The organism is Arthrobacter celericrescens (assembly GCF_003614925.1).
In the GTDB taxonomy this organism is placed as follows: Bacteria; Actinomycetota; Actinomycetes; order Actinomycetales; family Micrococcaceae; genus Arthrobacter; species Arthrobacter celericrescens.
In genome coordinates, this window is the sequence record NZ_QYLP01000090.1 from 1 (window position 1) to 22085 (window position 22085).

The 22085-nt window shown below is 67.6% G+C and carries 16 protein-coding genes; 8 read left to right on the forward strand and 8 right to left on the reverse strand.

Translation table 11 applies throughout. From position 1 onward, the window contains the following. Positions 1-97: 97 nt before the first annotated feature. The 5 genes from D3654_RS15430 to D3654_RS15450 all read right to left on the reverse strand — a co-directional run bounded on the left by D3654_RS15430 (position 98) and on the right by D3654_RS15450 (position 7269). Positions 98-2908 (reverse strand): molybdopterin-dependent oxidoreductase, encoded by a 2811-nt coding sequence (locus D3654_RS15430; RefSeq protein WP_120522357.1) that lies wholly within the window; start codon positions 2906-2908, stop codon positions 98-100. Continuing rightward, positions 2898-3884, reverse strand: a complete 987-nt coding sequence (locus D3654_RS15435; protein WP_120522358.1) for an FAD binding domain-containing protein — start codon at positions 3882-3884, stop codon at positions 2898-2900. Before D3654_RS15435 ends, D3654_RS15430 begins: the two co-directional genes overlap by 11 nt. After that, complete coding sequence (locus D3654_RS15440) at positions 3875-5089, reverse strand: XdhC family protein (RefSeq protein ID WP_120522359.1); 1215 nt, start codon at positions 5087-5089, stop codon at positions 3875-3877. The genes D3654_RS15435 and D3654_RS15440 overlap by 10 nt, the downstream gene beginning before the upstream one ends. 116 nt (positions 5090-5205) lie before the next feature. Next, positions 5206-6759 (reverse strand): NCS2 family permease, encoded by a 1554-nt coding sequence (locus D3654_RS15445; RefSeq protein WP_205571833.1) that lies wholly within the window; start codon positions 6757-6759, stop codon positions 5206-5208. Positions 6760-6774: 15 nt separating this feature from the next. After that, positions 6775-7269, reverse strand: a complete 495-nt coding sequence (locus tag D3654_RS15450) for a nucleoside deaminase (protein ID WP_120522361.1) — start codon at positions 7267-7269, stop codon at positions 6775-6777. Positions 7270-7628: 359 nt separating this feature from the next. On the opposite strand from D3654_RS15450, the gene D3654_RS15455 reads away from it, so the two are divergent. Further along, positions 7629-9017 (forward strand): 8-oxoguanine deaminase, encoded by a 1389-nt coding sequence (locus D3654_RS15455; RefSeq protein ID WP_120522362.1) that lies wholly within the window; start codon positions 7629-7631, stop codon positions 9015-9017. Between the two features lie 49 nt (positions 9018-9066). On the opposite strand, the gene D3654_RS15460 is transcribed toward D3654_RS15455, so the two are convergent. Further along, positions 9067-12732: an ATP-binding protein gene (locus tag D3654_RS15460; protein ID WP_120522363.1), complete on the reverse strand. Its 3666-nt coding sequence runs from the start codon at positions 12730-12732 to the stop codon at positions 9067-9069. Positions 12733-12886: 154 nt separating this feature from the next. Between D3654_RS15460 and D3654_RS15465 the strand changes: the two genes are divergently transcribed. Both D3654_RS15465 and D3654_RS15470 read left to right on the forward strand, forming a co-directional pair. Further along, the gene (locus tag D3654_RS15465) at positions 12887-13276 is read left to right on the forward strand and encodes a hypothetical protein (protein ID WP_074586844.1); all 390 of its coding nucleotides are present in this window, start codon (positions 12887-12889) and stop codon (positions 13274-13276) included. 9 nt (positions 13277-13285) lie between these two features. After that, positions 13286-13726, forward strand: a complete 441-nt coding sequence (locus D3654_RS15470) for an SRPBCC family protein (RefSeq protein WP_074586842.1) — start codon at positions 13286-13288, stop codon at positions 13724-13726. A 119-nt stretch (positions 13727-13845) separates the two neighbouring features. Here D3654_RS15470 and D3654_RS20535 read toward each other — a convergent pair whose 3' ends face one another. Continuing rightward, complete coding sequence (locus D3654_RS20535) at positions 13846-14022, reverse strand: hypothetical protein (protein WP_162943758.1); 177 nt, start codon at positions 14020-14022, stop codon at positions 13846-13848. A 369-nt stretch (positions 14023-14391) separates the two neighbouring features. Between D3654_RS20535 and pucL the strand changes: the two genes are divergently transcribed. The 4 genes from pucL to D3654_RS15490 all read left to right on the forward strand — a co-directional run bounded on the left by pucL (position 14392) and on the right by D3654_RS15490 (position 19577). Beyond that, positions 14392-15303, forward strand: a complete 912-nt coding sequence (gene pucL, locus D3654_RS15475) for a factor-independent urate hydroxylase (RefSeq protein WP_074586840.1) — start codon at positions 14392-14394, stop codon at positions 15301-15303. A 208-nt stretch (positions 15304-15511) separates the two neighbouring features. Further along, positions 15512-16996, forward strand: a complete 1485-nt coding sequence (locus D3654_RS15480; protein WP_120522364.1) for a nucleobase:cation symporter-2 family protein — start codon at positions 15512-15514, stop codon at positions 16994-16996. Positions 16997-17090: 94 nt separating this feature from the next. Further along, the gene (locus D3654_RS15485; RefSeq protein WP_120522365.1) at positions 17091-17909 is read left to right on the forward strand and encodes a MurR/RpiR family transcriptional regulator; all 819 of its coding nucleotides are present in this window, start codon (positions 17091-17093) and stop codon (positions 17907-17909) included. Between the two features lie 126 nt (positions 17910-18035). Beyond that, entirely contained in the window at positions 18036-19577 is a 1542-nt protein-coding gene (locus tag D3654_RS15490; protein ID WP_074586834.1) for an NCS1 family nucleobase:cation symporter-1, read from the forward strand. A gap of 99 nt (positions 19578-19676) precedes the next feature. Here D3654_RS15490 and D3654_RS15495 read toward each other — a convergent pair whose 3' ends face one another. Next, positions 19677-20432, reverse strand: coding sequence for an IclR family transcriptional regulator (locus D3654_RS15495; RefSeq protein WP_120522366.1), 756 nt, complete (start codon positions 20430-20432; stop codon positions 19677-19679). A gap of 209 nt (positions 20433-20641) precedes the next feature. On the opposite strand from D3654_RS15495, the gene D3654_RS15500 reads away from it, so the two are divergent. Further along, positions 20642-22078, forward strand: coding sequence for an NAD-dependent malic enzyme (locus D3654_RS15500; protein WP_120522367.1), 1437 nt, complete (start codon positions 20642-20644; stop codon positions 22076-22078). Positions 22079-22085: the final 7 nt, after the last annotated feature.

A 22085-nucleotide genomic window follows, 5' to 3' on the forward strand; every position in this document is an offset into this window, starting at 1 on the left:
CCGACGGATCTATCGAACCCTCAACGCGACAAACCACACCCGCAGCCAGGCTTGACGAACTATAGAAGGGTCAACAACTGCGAGCTAGTTGGGGAAGCTAGACGGCAATCTCTTCCCGGGCCTTCTCCTTCAGGCCCAGGTAGATCTTGTCCCGCGCGATCGGCAGCTCGGCGAAGCGCACCCCCGTGGCGTTGCGGATGGCGTTGGCGAGCGCGGGCGCCACCGGGTTGAAGGGGCTTTCGCTCATCGACTTCGCACCCAGCGGGCCGAGTTCGTCGTTCGTCGACGCGAAGTACACCTCGCTGCGCGGCACGTCCGCGAAGGACGGGATGTGGTACTGCCGCAGGATGTCCGTGGTCACTCGGCCGTCGTCGTCAACTTTCACTTCCTCGTACAGCGCGACGCCCAGGGCCTGCGCGATCCCGCCCTCGATCTGCCCGCGGCACTGCCGCGGATTGACCACCACGCCGGCGTCGGCGGCCTGCACACTCTGCAGGATCCGCAGCTCTCCGGTGCCGGTGTTCACCGCCACCCGGAACCCGTGGACGTTGAACGCGACCGACCGCGGGGTGCCGCCCCAGCGGCCCTCGGCGGACAGTTCGACGCCGGCCCGGTGCGCCGCGCCGTACACCTCGGACAGCGTTACCCGGCGTTCCCCGCAGAGCACGCCGCCGCCGTCGAGCACGCAGTCCGCCTCCGGGACGCCGCTCAGCGCGGACGCCACCGTGCGGATCCGGCGCGCCAGCTCCTGGGCGGCGAGCAGCGTCGCCTGCCCGGCCACCACAGTGCCGGCGGAACCGAAGGCGCCGGTGTCGTGCTCCACGAGGTCCGTGTCGGACTGCCGCACGGCCACCTTCGGGGCCTCGGTGCCCAGGGCCGTCGCCGCGAGCTGGGAGTGCACCGTGGTGGTGCCGTTGCCGAATTCGGCGGTCCCGACGGCGGCGTCGTACGTGCCGTCGGGCAGCAGGCGCAGGCGGGTGTGGGCGTAGTGGCCGCGCGGCGGGACGGTGTCGATCATGGACAGGGCGGAGCCGGTGCCGGTGACCCATTCCGGGCCGAGGTCGTCCAGGCCGGCGTCCCGGTAGCGCGCTGCCCCGCGGTCCAGGGCGTCGCGGACCAGCTGGATGCACTGTTCGAGGCCGTAGCTGCCGTAGTGGACGTCCTCTTCCGGTTCCGGATGGGTGGAGAGCATGTGGTCGCCGGGGCGGACCATGTTCTTCAGCCGGAAGTCCAGCGGGTCCATGCCGATGCCTTCGGCGAGCTCGTCGATGGCGGACTCGATCGCGAAGATCATCTGGCTCAGCCCGTAGCCGCGGAAGGCACCGGCCGGGACGGTGTTGGTATACACGGCCCGGGCGTCCACCTTCTTGTTGGCGCAGTTGTACACCGCCAGGGATTCGCCGCAGCCGTGGAACATGACCCCGGGCGCGTGGTTCCCGTAGGCACCGGTGTTGGTGACCACGTCCAGCTGCAGGGCGGTGAGCAGGCCCTCCCGGTTGGCTCCGGCCTTGAGCTTGATGGTGAAGGGGTGGCGGGTGGTGGTGGCGGTGAACTGCTCGGTGCGGGTGAACTCCACCTGCACGGGCCGGCGCAGCTTCAGGGCGGCGAGCGCCACGAGGTCTTCGGTGAGTACCTCCTGCTTGCTGCCGAAGCCGCCGCCCACCCGGCCGGCGACCACACGGACGCGGTCCTCTGACAGGTCGAACACCCGGGCCAGGGTGCGCTTGACCAGGAACGGCACCTGGCTGGAACTGCGCACCACCAGCCGGTCCTCGTCGTCGAGCCAGGCGATCGCGGCATGCGTTTCCATGGCCACGTGCTGGACGCGCTGGGTCTGGTACGTCTTCTCGTGGATGACGTCGGCGGCGGCGAAGCCCGCGGCCACGTCGCCCAGTTCGGAGTGGACCTCGGCCACCACGTTCTCCAGGGGCCGGGAGATCCGGCTGGTTTCGCCGTCCTTGTCGCCGTGCACGGCGGGCGCTCCCGGCTGCAGGGCGTCGGCCGGAGTGAAGACGGCGTCCAGGAGTTCGTATTCGACCTCGACGGCGCGTGCCCCGGCTTCCGCCGCGGCCACCGAGTCGGCGACGACGGCGGCCACCCGCTGCCCGATGAAGCGCACCACGTTATCCAACACCCGCGTGTCGTCGGGGTCGTCGGTGTAGAGCTCGTGCTGGGCGGTGGAGAACAGCTGCGCCGGCGCGTCCTCGTGGGTGAAGACGGCCACCACCCCGGGCACCCGCAGCGCGGCCGCCGTGTCGATCGACACGATCCGGGCATGCGCGTGCGGCGAGCGCAGCAGCTTCAGGTGCAGCAGCCCGGGGAGCTGCTCGGGCGGGACGTCCAGGGTGTAGCGTGCGGTGCCGGTGACGACGGCGTGCCCCGCCGGGGCGGGAACGTTGTCGCCGAGCTGGCCGGAGCCGGAGCCCGAGGCAACCGCGCCGGAACCGGCGGACCCGGCGGCACCGTTCGCCGTGCCGCAGACGGCGTCGGCGATGGAGCGGTAGCCGGTGCAGCGGCAGAGGTTGCCCTTGAGGTTGCGCGGCAGGTTGGCTTTCTGCTCCTCGTCGAAAGTGGCGGCCGTCATCATCATGCCCGCCGTGCAGAAGCCGCATTGGAAGCCTTGGTTCTCCAGGAACCGCTCCTGCACCGGGTGCAGCTCCCCCTCCGCGCAGCCCGCAGAAGCGGGCAGGCCCTCGATGGTGGTCACCGAGTGCCCCTCGGCGCGCACCGCCGGATAGATGCAGCTGTGCACGGGAGTGCCGTCCACGTGGACCGTGCAGGCGCCGCAGTCGCCGCCGTCGCAGCCCTTCTTGACCCCGAAGTTGCCTTGTTCGCGGAGGAAGGTCCGCAGGCATTGGCCCGGGCGCGGCGACTCCGCAGCGGGGGTTCCGTTGATCTCAATTGCCATTCGGGGCCTCCTTCGTGGGGGCTGGAGTCTGCGGGAAAGTCTGTGCGGCCGAAGCCTGGGCTGACGTGGCGTGCGGTCTTCCGGAAGGGCTCCAGAAATCGCCGGACACCCGGATTCCTTCGCCCAGGAGCTCGGCACGGATTTCCTCCGCCAGCCGGAACGTCATGTCGCGGCGCCAGGCGGGCAGGCCATGGATGTCGTCGTGGTAGAGATCCGCCGGGATCGAGTGTTCGACGGCGTCAGCCAACTGCTGCGCGTCAGGCAGCTTCGCCGCGGCGAAGCGCAGCTGCACCGGGCGTTTGGTGGCGGCCGTGACGGTCAGGACCAGTCCGCCGTCGGGATCCAGGCGGCCGGTCAGCAGCGCGCCGGAGCGGCCGAGGTTGCTCAGCGAGAGCCGCCGGAACGCCACCTTGGCGGACAGCGCGGATGCCGGGATGAAGATGCTGCGCAGCAGCTCACCGGGGGCCAGGCAGTTCCTGGCATCGCCGGTGACGAAATCCGCCACGGGGACCGTCCGGGTGGCGCCGCCGGAGCCGAGGATGGTGGCAGTGGCGTCGAGCCCGGCGCACAGGGAGATCATGGGCCCGGCGGGCAGCGAGGTGCAGATATTGCCGCCCACGGTGGACATGTTCCACACCTTGAAGGAGGCCACGAAGGAGTCGCAGCACGGCCGGAACAGGTCCAGGCCGGACCAGCCGCGGCCGGCCACGGAGGGGGAATCCGGCAGGGCGTAGAGTTCGGCCACGGTGCAGGTGGCGGCAAGTTCGATGCCGGCCTCGTTCGCGGTGGCGGGGGTCCAGCCGGCCTGTCCGAGGTCCAGCAGGCGCCTCAGCGGTCCGCCGTCGGAGACGGAACGGCCGAAGGCGAAGCTGCCGTAGGAAAACAGGACCGTTCCGCCTGCCAGCCAGGCGTCGCCGTCGCGCCATTCGGCCGGATCGGTGGTGGGCACCACCGCCTCGATGGTGTTCATGTCCATTGCTGCGCCTTTCGGGCCGGGCTCGTTGAAAGAGTGCTTGTAGAAGTCATTGAAGGGTCTGTTGCGTGGATGGGGCCGCTGCCGTTCCGCAGGGGCGCGGCCGAGGCGTTGCCCCGGGACGCGATGATTTCCGCCGTGACGGACACCGCCACCTCGGCGGGGGTGACGGCGCCCAGGTCCAGGCCGATCGGCGAATGGAGCCGCTGCAGGGCTTCGGCCGTGGTGCCTTCGGCGAGCAGCGAGTCCACGCGCTGGCGGTGGCTGCGCCGCGAACCCATGGCTCCCACGTAGGCGAGCCCGGGTTCCGAGGCCAGGTCCAGGGCGGTGCGCAGCAGCGGGATGTCGAACTTGGGGTCGTGGCTGAGCACGCACACCACGGTCCGCGCGTCGATCCGGCCGGCCTCGGCCTCGGCGGCGAGGTAGCGGTGCGGCCAGGCGGTGGCCAGTTCATCGGCGGCACGGAAGCGTTCCTGGCCGGTGAACGCCGGCCGGGCATCACACAGGGTCACGTGGTAGCCGAGCAGCTTGCCGGCCGGGATGAGGGCGGCAGCGAAGTCGTTGGCGCCGAAGACCAGCATGCGGGGTGCGGGCAGCCGGCTCTCGACGAAGAGCGTGATGGGTTCCGTGTCCGGATCGCAGCCCCCCGGCGATTCGAGCCGGACCAGCCCGGCCCGTCCGCCGCGCAGCAGCGGTTCGAGCTGGGCCGCCGCGGCGGCCAGCACCGCCGGGTCGTCGCCCAGCAGCCGCGCCAGGTCCGCCGAAGCGGCGGCGCGGAAGTGCGCGGGGTCATCGACCACGACGGCGCCCGGGGCGTCGAGCCTGCGGATAAGTGCCAGGGCCGCCCCTGCGCCCCTGCCGGCCAGTGCGCCGAAGCCTGCGAGTTCGGCCGGGTCGGCCGGTTGGATGTGGACTTCCAGCTCGCCGCCGCAGCTGAGCCCGACGGCGAAGGCGTCCTCGGCACTGTAGCCGAACAGCTCGAGGCGGCTGCCGCCGTCGCGCATCGATTCCAGGGCCGCCTCCACGACGGCGCCTTCGACGCAGCCGCCGGACAAGCTGCCCAGGACCTCGCCGTGTTCAGACACCAGCATCGAGGTGCCCATTGGGCGGGGAACGGAACCGCCGCAGGCCACGATGGTGGCGACGGCGCAGCGCTGGCCGCTCAGGGCGGGTTGCCAGCTGCCGAGTGTCGGCATCAGATCCAGCATGGAAATCACTTCCTTTACCGTGACGTTCCGGGCGGGTTTCCCCGCCCGGAACGGTTCGCGATCCTCTCCCTAGTCTTGTTCTTCCCTGCCGTTCTGGGAAGGACGCCCAGGGAGTGTCAGACGCCGAGCAGGGTGTTGATGGGGCCGCGCGCGAAGTAGACCAGGAAGCCCGCGGTGACCACCCACATGAGCGGATGGACCTTCCGGGCCCGGCCGGATGCGGCGCTCACCACGGCGTAGGAAACGAATCCGACGCCGATGCCGTTGGCGATCGAGTAGCTCAGCGGCATGGTGACGATGGTGAGGAAGGCCGGCAGCGCCACCGAGAACTTGGTGAACTTGATCTCCCGGATCTGGGCCATCATCATCGCGCCGACCACCACCAGGGCGGCCGCGGCCACCTCGATGGGAACCACGGAGGTCAGCGGCGTGAAGAACATCGAACCCAGGAACAGGACTCCCGTAACCACGGAGGCCAGGCCCGTGCGGGCGCCTTCGCCGATGCCGGCCGCGGAGTCGATGTAGACGGTGTTGGACGACCCGGAGGTTCCGCCGCCCACCACTGCGCCCATGCCTTCGACAATGAAGGCCGACTTCAGCTTGGGGAACGTGCCGTCCTTGTGGGCCACACCGGCGCTCTTGGCCAGGCCGGTCATGGTGCCCATCGCGTCGAAGAAGTTGGTGAACACCAGGGTGAAGACCAGCATGGTGGCAGCGAGGCCGCCGATCCGTGCGAACGAGCCGAAGATGTCGAACTGGCCCACCAGGCCCAGGTCGGGGACGGATACCAGGTGCCCTGACAGGACGGGCGTGTTGAGGTGCCACCCGCCGGGGTTGTCTGCGCCGCCGGGACCGATCCGGAACACGGCCTCGGCAACGGCGGCGAGGACGGTTGTAGCGACGATGCCGATCAGCAGGCCGCCCTGGATCTTGCGTGCCACGAGGATACCCATGACCAGCAGTCCGACGATGAATACGAGTGTGGGGATGGACGTGATGGATCCATCGTTGCCGAGCTGGACCGGCGGGCCGCCCTTGGTGGCGCGGACGAAGCCGGAGTCGACGAAGCCGATGAAGGCGATGAACAGGCCAATGCCGACGGTGATGGCGGCCTTGAGTTCCTTGGGTACTGCCTTGAAAATCGCCGTCCGTGCGCCCGTGGCGCCGAAGAGGACGATCAGGATGCCGTTGATGACCACCAGGCCCATGGCTTCGGGCCACGTGACCTCCTGGATCACCGCGACGGCGAGGAAGGAGTTGATGCCCAGGCCGGCCGCGAGGCCGAAGGGCAGGTTGGCCACCAGGCCGAAAACGATCGTCATGACGCCGGCGGTCAGGCCTGTAACGGCGCCGACCTGTGCGGCCGAGAGCCACCCCCCGGCGACATCCGTGGGGGCGTTCTCTGCCGAGAAGCCGCCCAGGATGAGCGGGTTGAGGATGACGATGTACGCCATGGTGAAGAACGTGACCAGGCCGCCGCGGAATTCGCGGGCCAGCGTGGAGCCGCGCTTGGAGATCTGGAAGAACGTGTCAAGGAACGCCGGCGGCTTCTTGCCGTTTCCTGCTCCTGAAGGCGCGGGCTTTGCGTGTGCCGCTGTGGGCTCTGCGCTGTTGTGCCCGTTGGGGAGCAACGCAGCCTGCTTTTCAGCGGAATTGTCCAGGATTGTCATGTCAGCCACCGGGCCCTAGTAGTCGATCCTGGAATCGAGGGTGTTCCACGTGGTGAACGGCTGGATGACGGGCGGGGCTTGGGGGTCTCCCAGTTCCAGCCGGGCGACCGGCATAAGTGCGTCCCGGTTGTCATTCTCGAAGTATTCGTAGAAGACGGCGTCGTCGAAGCCGACGGAGGCGGCGTCGTGGCGGTCTGCGGCGAAGAACACGCGGTCGATGCGGGCCCAGAGTGCGGAGGCCAGGCACATGGGGCATGGCTCGCAGCTGGTGTAGAGGGTGGCGCCGCTCAGGTCGAAGGTTCCGAGTTCGCGGCAGGCGTTGCGGATGGCGGTGACTTCAGCGTGGGCCGTGGGGTCGTTGCTGGCAGTGACGCGGTTGACGCCTTCGAAGGCCCTGCCGTCCGCGGTGACGACGACGGCGCCGAACGGGCCGCCGCTGTCCAGGACGTTGGCAGTTGCCAGTTCGATGGAGGTGGCCAGGTGCTTTTCGGCCGTGACGGTTGTACTCATTGTGCGACTTCCTTTTGCTGTGGAAGCGCTGGCGACCGAAAAACACCAAGGAACGGAACTGTGCCGCGGTTACCAGGCTTCAGCATGTGCGATGAAGGTTGAGTTACGCCTGGTAGATAGCTTCCCGGAGTCCGGGTGCCCGCCTTTGGCAGTTAGAGATTAGCACCGCTGTGTGAGCCGCGCCATAGGTTTTTGAAAAATAAATATCGCGATGTGAAATCTGCGTTTCACCAGCCTCACGTGGCCGGTCGCACTTGGCAGACAGAAGTGCCGCCGCTACGCTGCCCGTACACCTGGATCAGCAGACAGGGCCTAACTGAGCTGGCACGCACACCGTCACACAGCCAAAGGAGACCGTCATGGCACCTGTCCCCGCAACGATTCTGCAGGAGGCCCCCGCCCCGTCCAGGCTCTGGATCAAGAACCCCCTCGCCGCCTTCACCGCCAACGGCCTCGACGCCGGCGGCGGCCTGGTGGTCAGCGAGGGACGGATCGCCGAACTCGTGCCCGGAGGAGGACAGCCGTCCGCGCCGTGCGATGAGGTGTTCGACGCCGGACGGCACGTCCTGCTGCCCGGCCTGGTCAACACGCACCACCACTTCTACCAGACCCTCACCCGCGCCTGGGGGCCGGTGGCGAATGCTCCCCTGTTCCCCTGGCTGCAGAACCTGTACCCCGTCTGGGCGCGGCTGACCCCCGACAGCCTGGAACTCGCCGTCGAAGTGGCCCTCGCGGAGCTGCTGCTCTCGGGCTGCACCACCGCGGCGGACCACCACTACTTGTTCCCCGCCGGGCTGCAGGACGCCATCGACATCGAGGCCGCCGTGGTTCGCCGCATGGGCATGCGGGCCACGCTCACCCGCGGTTCCATGACGCTCGGCGAGGACGAGGGCGGGCTGCCGCCGCGGTCCACGGTGCAGGACCCGGAGACGATCCTGGCCGACAGCGAACGGCTCATCTGCCAGTACCACGAGCCCGGCGAGGGCGCCGTGATCCAGATTGCGCTGGCGCCATGTTCCCCGTTCTCGGTCACCAAGGAGATCATGGCCGAAAGCGCCGCCCTGGCTGAGAAGCACGACGTCCGCCTGCACACGCACCTGGCCGAAACCCTGGACGAGGAGGACTTCTGCCGGGAAATGTTCGGGCTGCGCACCGTGGACTACCTGGAGAGCGTCGGTTGGCTCGGCAGCCGCACGTGGCTGGGCCACGGCATCCATTTCGACGACGGCGAGATCGCCCGGCTGGGAGCCGCGGGCACCGCCGTCGCGCACTGCCCGACGTCGAACATGCGGCTCGCGTCCGGCACCGCACGGGTGCTGGAACTCGAGGATGCCGGGGTTCCGGTGGGACTGGGCGTGGACGGATCGGCATCCAACGACGCCTCGAACATGGTCCTGGAGGCCAGGCAGGCGCTGTACCTGCAGCGGCTGCGCTACGGCGCGGACGTTCCGGTGGAGCGGGCGCTGCGCTGGGCCACCCGGGGTTCGGCGGCAGTGCTGGGCCGTGCGGACATAGGCCAGCTGGCGCCGGGCCTGCAGGCGGACCTGGCCATGTTCACGCTGGACGAGCTGCGGTTTTCCGGCAGCCACGATCCGGTGGCGGCCCTGTTGCTGTGCGGCGCGGACCGCGCGGACCGGGTGATGGTCGGCGGAACCTGGCGGGTGGTGGATGGCGCCATCCCCGGCCTGGATGTGGCAGGACTGGCGGCGAAGCACACGGCTGCGGCACGGAAGCTCATCGCCGGTTAGGCCGTGCTTGCGAAAGCGGCGATCCGGATCCTTCTGCGCACATGAGGTTTCAGTGCAGATGAGCCATCGCGGCTAGGTTTCCCTTGGCCCGGTAGCAGCGCGCAGCTTCCGCCACGGCGGCGTCACCCCTGGCACGGTCGCCGCGGGCGAAGCAAACGCCGGCCACTGTACGGTGCACGTCGCCGCGCAGGTTCAGCATCTCGGCCGGCGCCCATCGAAGCGCCTCAAGGGCAAGGACTAGTGCCTTGTCCGGATCTCTCGAGGCCATTGCAGACGCCGCCGCCGAGAGGGCCCGGGCCTCCACGCCCTCGGCAGTTGCGGTCGCGGCCGCCAGCGCGGCGAGCTCGGCAGCCTCTTCGGGACGCCCCATCTCGTGGAGCAGCAGCGACAGGCGGGCGGCGGACGTCGGCAAGTTTTGCCGCTCGCCAGTACGCCTGGCAGCGTCGAGCTGGGTCCGCAGGGCTGCCTCTGCGGCGGGGAAATTGCCGGCGAGGAGCTCGGCAGTTCCCCGGACTGCGGCCACGAACATAAGGAGGCGCGGTGCGTGCAGGGTTTCCTGCACGGCTCGTTGGGCCCGGTCGAACAGCTCCCGGCCCTCGTCGAAGCGGCGCTCCATTGCGTGAAGCCAACCCGCGTGGATCAACAATCCGGGGTGCTCAACACCCGGCAGGGCGATGGCCTCGATCTCCGGCAGGCACTGCCGCACCGGTACCGGGCCCGCGGCGAGCGCCTCCGCGAGCAACCAACGGTTCGCCATTTGTTCCCGGACACTCTTCGCCCGGTCTGCAAGTTCGATGTTGGCCCGGAAAGCCCGCTCCGCCTCGGTGAGGCGACCCTGCCGCACCCGGACGCAGGCTTGCAGGAAGATCGCGCGGCAGCGGCCGCCGTCGTCATTGTGTGCGGTGAAGAATGACTCCGCCTCGGCGGCTTCCCGCCCGATCGACGATAGCGGCACGGGATCCGGACCGACGATGAACTGGATGCGGGCGTGCTCGAGGAGTGCCGCCCGTGCGGCGACGTCGTTGCCCGCGGCGGCTGAACGCTGGGCCAACTCGAGCAGGAGTTGCTGTGCCTCGGGGAACCGGCCGAGCACGAGATCGACCTCGGCCAGGCGCTGCGTAAGCGTCCCGCTCGCGGAATCGTCCCCGGCCATCATGGCCCGCGCCCGGGACAGAAGATTCCGGGCCGCGGTCTGATCGGATCTGGCGGCGGCGCGTTCTCCCGCGCGGGACAGGTGCGCGCCCGCCCGGGCCGCCAGGGACTCGTCGCCGGCGCCGATAGCCCGAAGGCTGAGTACGGCCTGCTCCAGGTGGTAGCCCACAATCTCGTCGAGTTCGGGTGGCTGCTCGTGTGCGCCGTCCAGGAGCCATTCGGCGTAGCGTCGATGCAGTGCGGCGCGGTCCGGGTGCGTCATGGAGCGGTATGCCGCGAGGCGGATGAGCACATGTCCGAAGCGGACCACGCCGTTGCTCCCACCCGTCAACAGGCGCCGGGCCTTGAGAGTGGAGAGATGCCGCTCAATGTAGGCCCGCGCCCCGTCCGGTAACAGCGCCGCCAGCGCGTCGCGGCCACAGTCGTCACCGGCCACCGCCGCGACTCTCAGCAGGTCCCGCTCGCCGGGACCGAGCCGGTCCAGACGCGCCGCGAGGAGGGCACGGAGCGAATCCGGGAGCGCGTCAAGGTCCGCCTCCTCGTGCGCCGCGAGGAGTTGTTCGGCGAACAGCGGATTCCCACGGGCGCGGTCGACGATGGCAGTGACGGCCTCGACGTCGATCCCGGGTGCCCGGCCCCGCAGCAACGCCGCCACGTCATCGGCGGGGAGCGGCTCGAGGACGAGCGCATCGGTCCATTCCGGCCGCTGGTCCAGCAGTTCGGGACGCCCCAGGCAGAGCACGAACAGCCGTCCTTTCCCGGAGCCTACTGCCTGGTCGACGAGGTCTAGCAGTGTCGGCTCCGCCCAGTGCAGGTCGTCGAGCACCAGCAGGAGGGGTTGCCTGGCGGAGAGTGCTTCCAGCAGCCGCACCGTTGCACGCAACATGGCGGGCACAGTCTCCGTGCCCTCGGCCAGACCCAGCCCGGCGGCCACTACCGCGGCGTCTTCCGGCACGAGCTCGGCAAGCGCCGGCCAGCCACGTTCGCCTGCGGCGTCGAGGAGGGCCTCGCGGAGCGGCAGGAACGTGATGCCCTCGCCGTACGACGCACAGCGGCCCCATGCCACCAGGGCCTCGCCGTCAACGCTGTCGGCGAAGTCTGCGGCGAGCCGGGTTTTGCCGATGCCGGCCTCCCCCACCACGGTGAAGCGCCCCGGCACACCGGCCCGGCCGGCCGCCCGGAATGCGGTACGGATCCTGACCAGCTCCTCCGCCCGTCCCACGGTCGTGGAATCAAAGCGGAGCCTGCCGCGGGAGTCGTCCATCATCCCGATGACCCGCCACGCAGCGGTCTCACCTGGCACGGATACCACAACCGCCGCGCCGCGCACGAGCTGCAGGGTGCGCGGGCCCACCACGACGTCACTGTCGCGTACGAGCCGCTGGAGCCGGAAAGCGGAGGTGACCGCCGGACCCGACACCATGTCCGCGAGCGACCCGCCCGATCCGCTGACCACGATGTCGCCGGTCTCGACGACGGCCCGCGCGGCATGCCGAACGACGGGCTCGTCGACAGTCGCGAGCCGGTCGCAAACCTCGACGGCGGCACGCACGGCCCGCACGGCGTCGTCCTCGTGCGCCACCGGGAACCCGAAGAACGCGACCATCAGGCCACCCACGACCTGTTCCACGCGTGCGCCATGGGTGCGCAGCACCGCAGCGGCAACCTCGTTGGCACGCGTACCCGCTGCGGCCAGGGCTTCGGCGTCCGCGTCGTCGTCGGACGCCGGCACGATCTCAAGACCGACCACCGTGACCATGCGGCGCTCACGGGGCAGCCAGCCTTCGGTCACGACCCGCGTCGGGGAACGTTCCCCCAGCGAAGGATCCTGCCGGAGAACCGCTGCTTCGATCTCACGCAGCCCGGGGCCGGGCTCGACGCCAAGTTCGTCCACCAGACGGTTGCGGGCGTCGCGGTAGGCAGCGATCGCATCCGCCTGCCGGCCCGCACGGTAAAGGGCAAGCATCAGCAGGCCGGAGAGCCGCTCCCGGAAGGGGTGCTCGGCGACGAGCAGGTCGAGCTCGGCGACCAAACCATGATTCCGGCCCAGCTCGAGGTCTGCCTCGATGCGCGCCTCGAGCGCGGACAGCCTCAGTTCTTCCAAGGCGGTGATGGTGCCCTGGGCGAACGGGTGGAAAGCGAAGTCGGCCAGTGCCGGGCCGCGCCAGAGGGCCAGCGCCTCCGTAAGGAGCCTGGAGCGCGGCTCCGCAGGCTGGCCGGCGGCCTGGTCGAGGAGCTGCTTGAAACAACCGGCGTCAACGTCCCCCGGACTTATTGCCAGCCGGTAGCCGCTTCCTTGAGTGACCAACAGCGTCGGGTGACCAAGGGCTTCGCGGTCAGGCTCGAGCAGCTTGCGCAGCTTCAAGACGTGCATCTGCACCACGGTGTTAGCGGTGGGAGGGGGCTGCTCGCCCCACAGCTCGTCGACAAGACGCTCGGAAGGGACGGGGTCACCCGCATGCAGGACCAGCATCGCGAGGAGGGCACGGGCCCGCCCGCCCGGTACGTCGAGGCGCCGGGTCCCTTCGCGAACCTCCATCGGTCCGAGGATGCGGAATTCCACCGACAGCCGCCTTCGCCAGATCGTCCCGTGCACCAATCTAGCACCGCCGGATCCCGGCCGGATCCGGCTTTAGCGAGGCGTTAGCGGCCGGGCGGACCATGGAAAAAGCCCCAGAGGGGACCCCCAACAAGAGAGAGAGCAAGGAGTGAGAACCATGAATGGAACATTCGTATTCGTCGGCAATTGGACGATCAAGGAAGGCAGGGTCGAGGACGCGAGGAAGGCACTGTCTGAGCACACCGATTTTGTCGAGATCAACGAGCCGCGGCTCATTTCATTCAACTTCTACATCGACGAGGACACCCGCCGCGTGACCTGCGTCCAGGTCCACCCGGACGCAGACTCCATGGCGACTCACATGCAGCTCATCAGCAAGCACCTTTCAGACGGCGTGGAGTGGATGGACACCACCGAACTCGAGCAGTACTACGGCCAGAAGTCGCCGCGGCTGGCCGAACTCCTGGAGCCGTGGTCGAGCCCGCACGTCCCCGAACGATACCTTCCGGAACACTTGGCGGGCTTCACCCGCAGCACGGTCCGCTAAGGAGGAGTGATGATCAGCATTGAGAGCAGCGAGTGGATCGGCCGACCCACGGAGGAAGTGTTCGCGTTCGTGTCCGACATACGCAACGACCCGCAATGGCACACCGACGTCCTCGAGGCGGAATACGAGGCGCCAGGACCGCTCGCCACCGGTACCGCCTTCCGGGCAAAGTTCAAGCCGTTCATGGGACTGTCCGAAGGGACGGGCACAATCACGGCGTACGAACCCCCGCGTCGGGTCGTGCTCACGGAGCGGATGGGCAAGTTCGAGCCGGTGCTGACGCTCACGGTGGAGCCCGACGGCGGCGGCTCGCGGATCACCCGCCGCCTCGACATGGAGCCACACGGGATGCTCAGGATCATGGCGCCGTTTACCGGCGGAATGATGCGCAGGCGTAACGAGGGCTTTCTCAGCAACCTCAAGCGGGTCCTCGAGACCGGACGCCGTTGAGCCGGCACACCCGGCACCGGCCGGGCTTCCGGACACGGAAAAGCGGGCGGCACCTCCCCAGGTACCGCCCGCTTGATGGCTCTGTTGCGCAGAGTCCGTACGTCTCCTAAGGCAGGCTCTCAGGGACGTTGCCGGCCGAACACCGGGAGCGCACGCAGCCACCGGGAGAACCCGCCTTTGGTGCGGTCGCAGTCGGCCGGAATGTAGAAGTCCGGGTCCGTGGAGCCGAACGGCAGGTACAGCTCCTGGCCGGGAGCCGGAAATTCCACGACGTTCTTATTCTCCTGCTGGTCCATCTGTTCCTCCTCGTTCGCAGTCCATCGTTTCCGTATTTCGGAAAACTTTTATTGTTATGTGGAAATCGTAAACAGGTTCCCGTGGCCCGTCAAGAGCCGGACCCGGCCGGATCCGTGCCGGCCGGTCATATTCGGAAAATTGCCGCTGATTGCGTGGACCTCTTCACAAGGTCCGAAACCCGCGCTAGTCTTTTCAGCAACTCGTGACTCAGGTCACGAAACCTGGGAGCAGCAGGCAGGGTCGTAATGAGCTGGCATCGATGGATGCCGGCTCTTTTTTGTTGCCGGCGTCCGCCAAAACAGGCGCCGCACGGCGCACGACACCACACGGTGGACGGGCTCCGCCCACCAGGAAAGTTGAGACAGACCATGAGCAGCAAGATCGTCCTCGGCAAGAACCAGTACGGCAAGGCGGAAAATCGCGTCGTCAAGATCACCCGCGACACCGACCGCCACGAGATCGAAGACCTCAACGTCACTTCCCAGCTCCGCGGCGACTTCAGCGCCGCCCACTTCGAGGGCGACAACGGCCGCGTGGTTCCCACAGACACCCAGAAGAACACCGTCTACGCCTTCGCCCGCGACGGCATCGGCTCCCCGGAGGAGTTCCTGCTCCGCCTGGCCAAGCACTTCACCAGCGAATTCGACTGGGTGACCGGCGGCCGCTGGGAAGCCGAGCAGTACGCCTGGGAGCGGATCATCGCCAACGGCAAGGAGCACGACCACTCCTTCGTCCGCAAGGGGCAGGAAGTCCGCAACGCCGTGGTGGTCCGCGAAGGCGATTCCACCTACGTCATCTCCGGCCTGAGCGACCTCACGGTCCTCAAGTCCACCCAGTCCGGCTTCGAGGGCTACCCGAAGGACAAATACACCACCCTGCAGGAAACCTCGGACCGCATCCTGGCCACCGCAGTCTCGGCCCGCTGGCGCTACAACAACGACGCCGTCGCCGAAGGCAGGATCGATTACAACGCCGCCTACGAATCCGTGAAGGCGCTCCTGCTGGAAGGCTTCTCCGAGCAGTATTCCAAGGCCCTGCAGGAGACCCTCTACCAGATGGCCCAGAAGGTACTGGACGCCCACCCGGAGATCGACGAACTGCGCTTCTCCACCCCGAACAAGCACCACTTCGTGGTGGACCTGAGCCCCTTCGGCCTGGACAACCCGAACGAAGTATTCTTCGCCGCGGACCGCCCATACGGCCTGATCGAAGCCAACTTCGAGCGCGACCTCATCTCCGACCCGGGCAACGCCTGGGACGGCATCGCCGGCTTCTGCTAAGCCGCTCATTAAAAGACCGGGGCGCCGGAGCCAGGGCTGAACAGCGCCTGGCCCCGGCCGCCCCGGAACTCAGCCATACCCCAATAGGCCCCGGCCCTGCCGATCAGTGCCCGAACAGGCCCCCGCCCACAAGCCGTTCTTCGGCCCGGATTGTTAGCCAGACATATCAGCCAGACAAAGGTGTCTGCCCCAAATCAGGAAGTCTGCCATGAACACCAAGAAGAAAACCCGTCCCACAGGGAATGCCAGCACCCGGCCCGAAGACCAACGCCTGTCAATCGGCAGCTCCTTCGCCTACGGATTCCAGCACGTCCTGACCATGTACGGCGGAATCATCGCCCCGCCCCTGATCATCGGCGCGGCCGCCGGCATGTCTTCGCAGGACATCGGCCTGCTGATCGCCGCCTGCCTGTTCGTCGGCGGGCTCGCCACCATCCTGCAGACCGTGGGCATCCCCTTCTTCGGATCCCAGCTCCCGCTCGTCCAGGGCGTCTCCTTCGCCGGCGTGTCCACCATGGTGGCGATCGTCAATGGCGGCGGCGGCATCCAGGCGGTCTTCGGTTCCGTGATTGTCGCCTCCCTGATCGGCCTGGCCATCACCCCGCTCTTCGCGAAAATCATCAAATTCTTCCCGCCCGTGGTCACCGGCACCGTGATCACCACCATCGGCCTGACCCTGATGCCCGTGGCCGCCAACTGGGCCATGGGCGGCAACGCCAAGGCCGAGAACTACGGCAGCGTGGCGAACATCGGCCTCGCCGCCGCCACCACCGCCGTCGTCCTGCTGCTGAGCAAAGTAGGCAACGCCGCCATCTCGCGCCTGTCCATCCTGCTGGCCATGGTCATCGGCACCGTCATCGCCGCGGTCACCGGCATGGCCGACTTCTCCAAGGTGGGCCAGGGCGAGATCGTCGCCTTCCCCACCCCCTTCGCCTTCGGCCCGCCCACCTTCGAGATCGCCGCCATCGTCTCGATGCTGATCGTCATCCTGGTCACCCTGACCGAAACCTCGGCGGACATCATCGCCGTCGGTGAAATCGTGGACACCAAGGTGGACTCCAAGCGCATCGGCAACGGCCTGCGCGCGGACATGCTCTCCAGCGCCATTTCCCCGGTCTTCAACTCCTTCACCCAGAGCGCCTTCGCGCAGAACGTCGGACTCGTGGCCATCACCGGCGTCAAAAGCCGCTTCGTGGTCAGTGCCGGCGGCCTCATCCTGGTGATCCTGGGCCTCCTGCCCGTCCTCGGCCGCGTGGTCGCCGCGGTTCCGACCCCCGTCCTGGGCGGCGCCGGCGTCGTCCTCTTCGGCACCGTGGCCGCCAGCGGCATCCGCACCCTGGCCAAGGTGGAATACCGCAACAACATGAACCTGATCGTGGTGGCGGCGTCCATCGGCTTCGGCATGATCCCGATCGCCGCCCCCAAGTTCTACGACCAGTTCCCGTCCTGGTTCTCCACCATTTTCCACTCCGGCATTAGCTCGGCGGCCGTCATGGCCATCCTGCTGAACGTGCTCTTCAACCACTTCAAGAAGGGCAACTCGGACAACCAGTCGGTGTTCGTGGCCGGAACGAACCGCGTGGTCACCGAAGCCGACCTCGCATGCCTCGCAGAAGGCGACCGCTTCGAAAACGGCAAGCTGATCGACTGCGACGGCAACGAGGTCCCCATCAAGACATCCGCCGAACACTGAGAAGGAGGGTTCAACGACGACGCTTCATTTTTGAATGGTAAGAGCCGCCGGACACCAAGGTGTCCGGCGGCTCGCTTCGTGAGACGGTTGTTTCATGAGGATCGACGAGCGCATCGGACGGCATTATCCGGAGCTGGGGCCGCAGGAGCAGAGGGCCGCAGACACCCTCCTGGACCACCTGGGCGACCTCGCCGTGTACAACGCCGCCGAGCTCTCCCGGCTGAGCGGCGTCTCCAAGGCCACGATGAGCAGGCTTTTCCGCCGCCTCGGCTTCGCCGACTTCAACGAGGTCAAGGAACACACCCGGACGCTGCGCGCCAGCGGGGTCCCGGTGGCCGCCCACGAGGAGGGCGACCTCGCCGCGCACTTGGCGTATGAGCTGGACAACCTGCGCCGCACCTTCGAACAGCTCGACGCCGGCCAGCTCACCGCCGCCACGGAGGCGCTGGCCTCCGCCGGGCAGCTGCTGCTGATCGGCTTCCGCAACAGCTTTCCGCTCGCGCTGCACCTGCGACAGCAGCTCCTTCAGTGCCGCGGAAACGTCGCCGCCGCCCCGCAGCCGGGCCAAAGCATCGGCGAGGAACTGGCAGGGTACGGCGCGGGCGACGTCGTACTGTTGCTGGGATTCCGACGGCGGCCGGCGGCTTTCGCGGCCGTCCTCGAGGCGGCTGCCGCGGGCGGCTCCACCACCGTGCTGATCGGCGATCCGAGCGCCCGCCGTTTCGCGGCCAAGGCCGATATCTGGCTTGAGTGCCCGGTGGACAGCGTCTCGGCCTTCGACAGCTACGCCTCGGCCATGAGCCTCATGAGCGTTCTCGCCAACGGGGTGCTGGCGGTCCGTGCCAAGGCCGGCCGGGACCGGATCCGCGAGGCCACCGGACTCTTCAGCGCCCTCGGCGAGCTGGAAGAGTGACCCGAGTCACATTCGGCGCGTAATACACAGGGTCTTCTTCCAGCAGAAACAGCTATGTAACATCCGTTCCACAAACTTGGGTTCATGAAACGGCCGATCCGGCCGCGAACTTACCGGAGGAACAACATGGCTGAACTTGAGACCGCGGCCGGCACCGGCGCCGGCGCCGTCAAGCACGGGTATGACCACCGCCTCGCCAACGAGGACCTCGTCCCCCTGGAGAAACAGGGCTGGGGCGCCTACAACATTTTCGCTTTCTGGATGTCCGACGTGCATAGCGTGGGCGGCTACGTCACCGCCGGCAGCCTGTTCGCCTTGGGCATCGCGAGCTGGCAGGTGCTCCTGTCACTGATCATCGGCATCGTGATCGTGCAGGTCTTCACGAACCTGGTGGCCAAACCGAGCCAGAAGACCGGCGTCCCCTACCCCGTGATCAACCGCGCGATCTTCGGCGTCAAGGGCGCCAACATCCCGGCAATCATCCGCGGCCTGATCGCCATCGCCTGGTACGGAGTGCAGACCTTCCTCGCCGCGGAGTCGCTGAACATCATTTTCCTGAAGTTCATCCCCGCCACCCACGCCCTGGCCACGGACTACTCCTTCCTGGGCTTGTCCGCCCTGGGCTGGATTTCCTACGCGATCCTCTGGGTGGCGCAGGCCGCCGTCTTCTGGAACGGCATGGAGACCATCCGCAAGTTCATCGACTTCGCCGGACCCGCGGTGTACGTCGTCATGATCATCCTGGCGATCTACCTGGTCTCCCAGGCCGGCTGGGACAAAATCAGCCTTGACCTGGCGGCGGGCGAGCCGCTGGACTTCTGGGCCTCCATTCCGGTGATGCTCAGCGCGATCGCGATCGTGGTGTCCTACTTCTCCGGCCCCATGCTGAACTTCGGCGATTTCGCCCGTTACGGCAAGTCCTTCAAGGCCGTGAAGAAGGGCAACCTGCTCGGCCTGCCGGTCAACTTCCTGTTCTTTTCGCTCCTCACCGTCATCACGGCGTCGGCCACCGTACCGGTGTTCGGCGAGCTCATCACGGACCCCATCCACACGGTGGAGCGGATCGACACCCCGTTCGCGATCCTGCTGGGCGGCCTGACCTTCGTCACCGCCACGGTGGGCATCAACATCGTGGCCAACTTCATCTCGCCGGCGTTCGACTTCTCCAACGTTGCCCCGCACCGGATCAGCTGGCGCACGGGCGGCATGATCGCCGCCGTCGGCTCCGTGATCCTGCTGCCGTGGAACTGGTACAGCAACGCCACCGCCATCCACTACTCCCTGGGCATCCTCGGCGCACTGATCGGCCCGCTCTTCGGCATCCTGATCGCCGGGTACTACCTGGTCAGCCGGCAGAAGGTCTGGGTGGACGAGATGTACACCATGGATCCGGGCGGCAAGTACTGGTTCAGGAACGGCTACAACCCCAACGCCCTCAAGGCCGTGGCCATCAGCGGCGCCGTGTCCATCGCCTCGGTCATCATTCCCAAGCTGCTCCTCGACACCGGCGCCACCACGGTGGACGCCACCTGGCTGGGCAACTACAGCTGGTTCATCGGCTGCGGCCTGGGCCTGGTGGTATTCCGGTCCCTGGAGAAGAGCTCACCCATGATCAACCTCGACGCCGACGGAGTGGACGTCAACGACGGCTCGCTCAGCGACGACTAGGCATCCGATTCCATGACCGAGCGTACAGTTGAGGCCCTGAATCCGCGGATTCCAGGGCCTCAGCTGTACGTTCGCGCCGGGTTGGCTGCGGTTTCGGGCTCAGTTGCGGTTCAGCTCCACGGAGATCGCGTTGGCCGCCTCGCGCAGCATCGGCACGGCCCGCTCGCCGAAGCCCTGGTCCACGCGGGTGATGGGACCGGAGACGGAGATGGCCGTGGGCGTCGGGGCGTTGGGCACCGCCATGGCGAAGCATCGGACGCCGAGTTCCTGCTCTTCTTCGTCGATCGAGTAGCCGCGTTCCCGGATGAGCTTGAGGTCGTGCAGAAGGGCGTCGATGTCGCCGATGCTCTTGGCCGTGGGCGTGGGCATGCCGGTGCGGGCCACGATTCCACGGACCACGTCGTCGTCCAGCTGCGCCAGGATCGCCTTGCCGACGCCGGTGTCGTGGGTATGGGCGCGGCGGCCCACCTCCGTGAACATGCGCATGGAGTGCGACGACGGAACCTGGGCCACGTAGATGACCATGTCCGAATCCAGCACGGCCATGTTCGAGGTTTCACCCAGTCGGTCCACCAGGGACTTCAGCTGCGGACGGGCCAGGGCGCCGAGCTGCTTGTTGGCGCCGTCGCCGAGCCGGATGAGGCGCGGCCCCAGGGCGTAGCGGCGGTTGGGAAGCTGCCGGATGTAGCCCAGCGCCACCAGGGTGCGCAGCAGGCGGTGGATGGTGGGCAGCGGAAGATCGGTCGACGACGACAGTTCGCTAAGCGTGACGTCACCGCCGGCATCCGTGATCAGTTCCAGCAGTTCGAAGACGCGCTCGACGGACTGCACGCCTCCCGAGGGCTTTTCGGCCATTCCGTTGTCTCCTATGGCTCGGAATCCGACAACTCTTATCCGCATCGTGAAAAAAAGTTGTTTAGGTCTTCAAGATACCGCACCAAACCCCCCTGCGGTCACCTTCGGTGGAAAGCTTGTGTTTCCACTTTGTAGATAATAATATCCATAATACGAAAACACTAGCGAGGCACACCGGTCCTAACGGACCCGCAACAGGAGGACATTCAATGGCGAACCCGGGCCCCGGAAACTCAATCACCTTGCGCGTCGCCGCGCCGTCGAGCTTCACTGCCACCAGTGAGATCGCAGCGGCCGTCGCGGCAGCCGGCGCAGCCGTCACCGCACTGGACGTCACCGAGTCCCACCACGACACGATCGTTGTCGACGTCACGTGCAACACCACCGGCGAGGAGCACGCAGAAGAGGTCAAGAACGCCCTGAACGCGCTCGACGGCGTCACGGTCCAGCACGTCTCGGACCGCACCTTCCTCATGCACCTGGGCGGCAAGCTCGAAGTTGTTCCGAAGGTGCCGCTGCGCAACCGCGACGACCTGTCCCGCGCCTACACCCCCGGCGTCGCACGCGTCTGCCTGGCCATCGCCGAAGACCCGTCCGCTGTCCGCAACCTGACGGTCAAGCGCAACACGGTGGCCGTCGTCACCGACGGTTCCGCCGTCCTGGGCCTGGGCAACATCGGCCCCGCCGCCGCCCTGCCGGTCATGGAAGGCAAGGCCGCCCTCTTCAAGCAGTTCGCCAACGTGGACGCCTGGCCGGTCTGCCTGGACACCCAGGACACCGAGGAAATCATCCGCACCGTCAAGCTCCTGGCTCCCGTCTTCGGCGGCGTGAACCTCGAGGACATCGCCGCTCCCCGCTGCTTCGAAATCGAAGCCCGCCTGCGCGAAGAACTCGACATCCCCGTCTTCCACGACGACCAGCACGGCACCGCCATCGTCACCCTCGCAGCGCTCGTCAACGCCCTGCGCGTTGTGGACAAGAAGATCTCGGACGTCAGGATCGTGGTCTCCGGCGTCGGCGCCGCCGGCTCCGCCATCATCCAGCTCCTTAAGGCCCAGGGTGCCCGGCACATCGTGGCCGCCGGCCGCTCCGGCGCCATCCACCACGGCGAGAGCTACGACGACCGGCACCGCACCTGGATCGCGGAAAACACCAACGAAGAAGGCTTCTCCGGCAGCCTGCACGAGGCGCTCGTGGGCGCGGACGTGTTCATCGGCGTCTCCGCTCCGAACATCCTGGCCGAAGAGCACGTGGCCTCCATGGCCGAGGACGCCATCGTCTTCGCCATGGCCAACCCCACCCCCGAGGTTGACCCGTCCATCGCGTCCAAGCACGCCGCCGTCGTGGCCACCGGCCGCAGCGACTTCCCGAACCAGATCAACAATGTCCTGGCCTTCCCGGGCCTGTTCCGCGGCCTCCTGGACGCCGGTGCGAGCGACATCACCCCGGACATGCTGGTGGCCGCCGCCGAAGCAATCGCCAAGCGGGTCGCTGACGATGAGCTCAATGCGAGCTACATTATTCCCAGCATTTTCGACCCGCACGTGACGGCCGACGTCGCAACCGCCGTTGCGAACGCCGCGCACGCCGCCGCCCAGTCCCACGCCGCCCAGTCCCACGCCGCCGTTCCGGCCGGCGCCCACTAGGAAGGAC